The 3,654-nt window shown below is 58.2% G+C and carries 2 protein-coding genes; one reads left to right on the top strand and one right to left on the bottom strand.

Annotated elements, in window-relative coordinates; genetic code table 11:
* Positions 1-683: 683 nt before the first annotated feature.
* Positions 684-1,250 (bottom strand): hypothetical protein, encoded by a 567-nt coding sequence (locus R4P47_RS24835; RefSeq protein ID WP_317786063.1) that lies wholly within the window; start codon positions 1,248-1,250, stop codon positions 684-686.
* A 389-nt stretch (positions 1,251-1,639) separates the two neighbouring features.
* Here R4P47_RS24835 and R4P47_RS24830 point away from each other — a divergent pair, with 389 nt between their 5' ends.
* Positions 1,640-3,421: a DUF262 domain-containing protein gene (locus R4P47_RS24830; RefSeq protein WP_317786062.1), complete on the top strand. Its 1,782-nt coding sequence runs from the start codon at positions 1,640-1,642 to the stop codon at positions 3,419-3,421.
* The last annotated feature ends 233 nt before the right edge of the window (positions 3,422-3,654 follow it).

Below are 3,654 nucleotides of genomic sequence, written 5' to 3'. Positions count from 1 at the left end.
TGACCAACCGGAAACATCAACACGGGGTGGGGACTTTTACTTGGCCACCAGCGGGGACTTCATCTTGGCCATTGACATAGAACTCATCGCTCAGTAACCCGAGTTGCCTCGCCGCGGTCGGAGTCACGCCGAACTGCGGCGAACGCGGGATGCGGTCGCGGAAGACCACGTCGAATAGTTCGTCGAGGGCCTGTCGAGTCGATGTTTGCGGCATAGCGGCGAACAGTAGTCAGCCGGTTTGCACAGGGACGCTCAAGAGGCTGTGGATCAGCGGATAGCCCGAGCTCCCCGGAATGCGTAGGAACTTGCGCGTACGGCAAATGAGGTTCGGAATCTGTGTGGAGTTGTCGGCAGATTATGGGTAGCAGCTGGCCATGCTCTCGACGAGGGACACGAAGGTGCGGCTCGCGTCGGTAGCGGCGTCAGTCGGAACGTTCGGCTGTTCGGCAGCGAGGGTGAGCAATGCGATCGCTGCGCCATCGCGATAACCGGAGTCAGCCCTGTGGTGGACTCGAGATCGAAGTCGTCGAACCTGGTTGCGGCGACCGATCAGGAGTCCGTTAGTTGTAACTGCAAGATGTCCTTCCCCGCGGCCGAATACTCTCAGAGAGAAGGACGAGTTCTACAGCACGACAGTTCATTCAGCGACCGAAACTCAAGCTTCTATCGTCCGTGTGTCCAGTCTAGAAGAGCGTCTGGTCCTCGGGGACGAGTTGGTCGGCGAATCGGTAGTTGCAGCCGATGTCGATCTTCTCGTTCGGGTCTTGCTTGTCCCGGAACCAGGTGACGCAGGTTTCCGCGGCCAAGCGACGATCCTTGGTGAACAGGTAGCCGTCGGTGCAGTCGTCGAAATGTTCCTGCAGGTACCACTTGTCGAGAGTGACCGCAGCAGTGAAGTAGTCGGCTAGTAGTAGGTGTCCAAGCTCAGTACGTGAGCGCCGGACCAAGAGGCCGTCATCCTTCATCACCTGGAGTTGAGCACACGGGACGTCGTCGGACTCTTGCTCGCCGGGGATGTAGTCATTGGGTCCCAGGTCGATGATGAGTGCCACCGGTTTCACGACCAGCGATTCGGCCAACCATTCCCGCGTGTAGACCCAAGGGTCGATCGCAAGACGGGTGCCTACAGCCGTGAGGAACGCAGTCAGCAGTGCCCCGCCTTCGAGAGGTGCGCCCCAACCCTCCACCGAGTCTCCGAGACCGGACAGGTTGAAATCGGTCTCGTCGTGCCGCCACAGGGTTGTCGACATGACCTGCCCGATCTGTATGTCTCCTGCCTATTCGACTTCCACCGACCGTCGGGCGTAGTCATGATCGTGGCAGGTCTGGCAGGTCCCCGATGGTCGGGCCACATCCCTCAAGGTCGGTCGGATAAATCTTCGTTCTCCTATTCGGGGTGCTCGGTGTCGTCTGCCGTGATCAAATCTTCCGCTGTGTCGAATCCGTAGCTCCACGCCACTCTTTGCGCGGCCGCTTGCGGACGCTCTACTTCAGGATCGATCTCCGGAATCGGCGAGGCGGCGATTGTTCTGATCCGTAATGGAAGTAGTGTTGCGGGAGTGAAGGCTGAGTCGCAAACTCTTCAGGATATTTTCGAGAGCACAGTTCGCTATGCAGTGCCGCTGTATCAGCGCCCTACGTGTGGCGGCATGTTCCGGACAATCCAGAGGACGACCGGCTCGGCCCCTTCTGGGACGATGTTTCCCAAACAGTGGATCGGTACCTCGAGCATCAGACGCTGATCGCTGCCGCCCAGGATCCGGACAAGATTGCGCCGATGACGCCGCACTTTTTCGGTGCCGTCGTTGTGGACAAGCCGGTACGTGAGGGCAAAATCCACACTCACGAGGTAATCGACGGTCAGCAACGGCTGACTACAGCACAGTTGTTTTTGGTTGCGGCAACTCAAATATGCGAGGAACACGACCGGCCGAATCAGGCTGCCGGTCTCCGCAAACTCTGGGCTCAGGACGATCATCGTGGTGCGTCTGGCGCGGATCGGCTCAAGTTGAGGCCCACTCGCGCAGATCAAGCTGCATTTTCTTCTGTAATGTCCGACCCTAAGACCGTCAAGGTGATGGCCGGCGAAAAAATCAGCTCCGCGTACCACTTCTTCTACACCCAGCTAACTGAATGGGTGTCGGACATTCCTGTGGGTGAGCACGGCAGGTACTTCGAGGCTCTTGAAGACGTGGTCTACGAACACCTCCTCCTGGTATTGATCGAACTGGAGCCTGGCGATAACCCTCAGGGAATCTTCGAATCTTTGAACGCGCAGGGCGAGAAATTGCTTGCGATCGATCTGGTCAAGAACCAGGTGTTCCGGTCGGCCCGACGAGCCGAGATCGACCTCGAGGACCTTGACATCAATGTGTGGTCGGCACGGTTCGCTGACGAATGGTGGCGAGACCCGGTACGCCAGGGCCGTTACCGTCGCCCACGGGCAGAATTGTTTCTGATGCATTGGCTAACAGAGCAGGCAAACGCCGAGGTATCGGCCACCGGGCTCTACGTCGAATTCTTGAAGATCGCAAATCAGACCGTCCAGACGCCCGTGGCGACAAGCGAGTTGATTTTTCGATTTGTTGCCGACGCCGGCACTTACCAGTCATTCCACGACCTACCAGCCGGTAGTCGCGAGTGGTTGTTCTTCAACCGCCGGGAAGCCTTGGATGCCGGCGTTGTCTACCCGGTAGCACTAAGACTGTGGCGTTACCACGCAGACAGTGTGATTGACCGACAGCAGCTGGTGGCGGCACTGCGAGCGCTCGAATCGTGGTTGGTACGCCGTATGGTGCTCAGGTTGACGACGAAGCCGTACAACAAGGTAATGGTTGAACTGCTACAAAAAATGGCATCAGCCTCGAATCCCGCTGAGGCCATGATCGAACAATTGAGATCGTATGCTTCGGATTCCCAGACTTGGTGGCCTGACGATGCCACGTTCCGGACCCATCTACTCACCCAGCCGATCTACGGAGCGATGACCCAAATTCGGGTGCGGATGCTTCTGGAAGCTATCGAGGCGCGAATGCGAACGACGAAGACGGAAAGCATTACCTTGCAACAGAAGCTCACCATCGAACACGTAATTCCTCAGTCGTGGGAAACCACATGGCCGCTGCCCGAGGGGTCGGCGGATGACGCAGTGGCCCGTCGAGGGACTCACCTACACAGACTGGGGAATCTGACCCTCATCACGGGGCCACTAAACGCATCCAACAGCAACAACCCTTGGACAGATAAGCGGGAAGCGTTGGCGGACCACAGCGTTCTGCGGTTAAACAACCGACTCGTCACCGACCACCCCGCCTCCTTCGACGAAGATTCGATCGATACGAGGAGTGAAGCGCTCGCGGAACTGCTTGTCGAAGAATGGCCGGCCCCACACTCGGCCGAGTGGACCATCCAGTCGGGTTAGCCAACGGGCTTCGCGTACCCGTCGCTCGCCTTGAGATCCGACGAATTCGGTGGGCCGGGCAAGTGCAGCAACAAAACCGGGCGAATCAGAACAATCGTAGGGCAGGTCGACAGCCGTCGGGCGTTGACGGCGTGGCTTTCTGGATAATCGGACTAACCTCGGGCTTTCACGCTGGCGTGTAGGCGAGGCGTGTCAGATAGAAAGAATGTTGCTCTGAGCTGGGAGAATTCGAC

It is taken from the genome of Rhodococcus sp. IEGM 1370 (assembly GCF_033142325.1).
Lineage (GTDB): Bacteria > Actinomycetota > Actinomycetes > Mycobacteriales > Mycobacteriaceae > Rhodococcoides.
Note: the sequence above shows the minus strand (reverse complement) of the source record. Positions and strands in the feature narration are given on the sequence as shown.

Bases quoted from the DNA above. Each gene is read 5' to 3' on its own strand.
- R4P47_RS24835 (WP_317786063.1), bottom strand. From the start codon at position 1,250: ATGTCGACAACCCTGTGGCGGCACGACGAGACCGATTTCAACCTGTCC.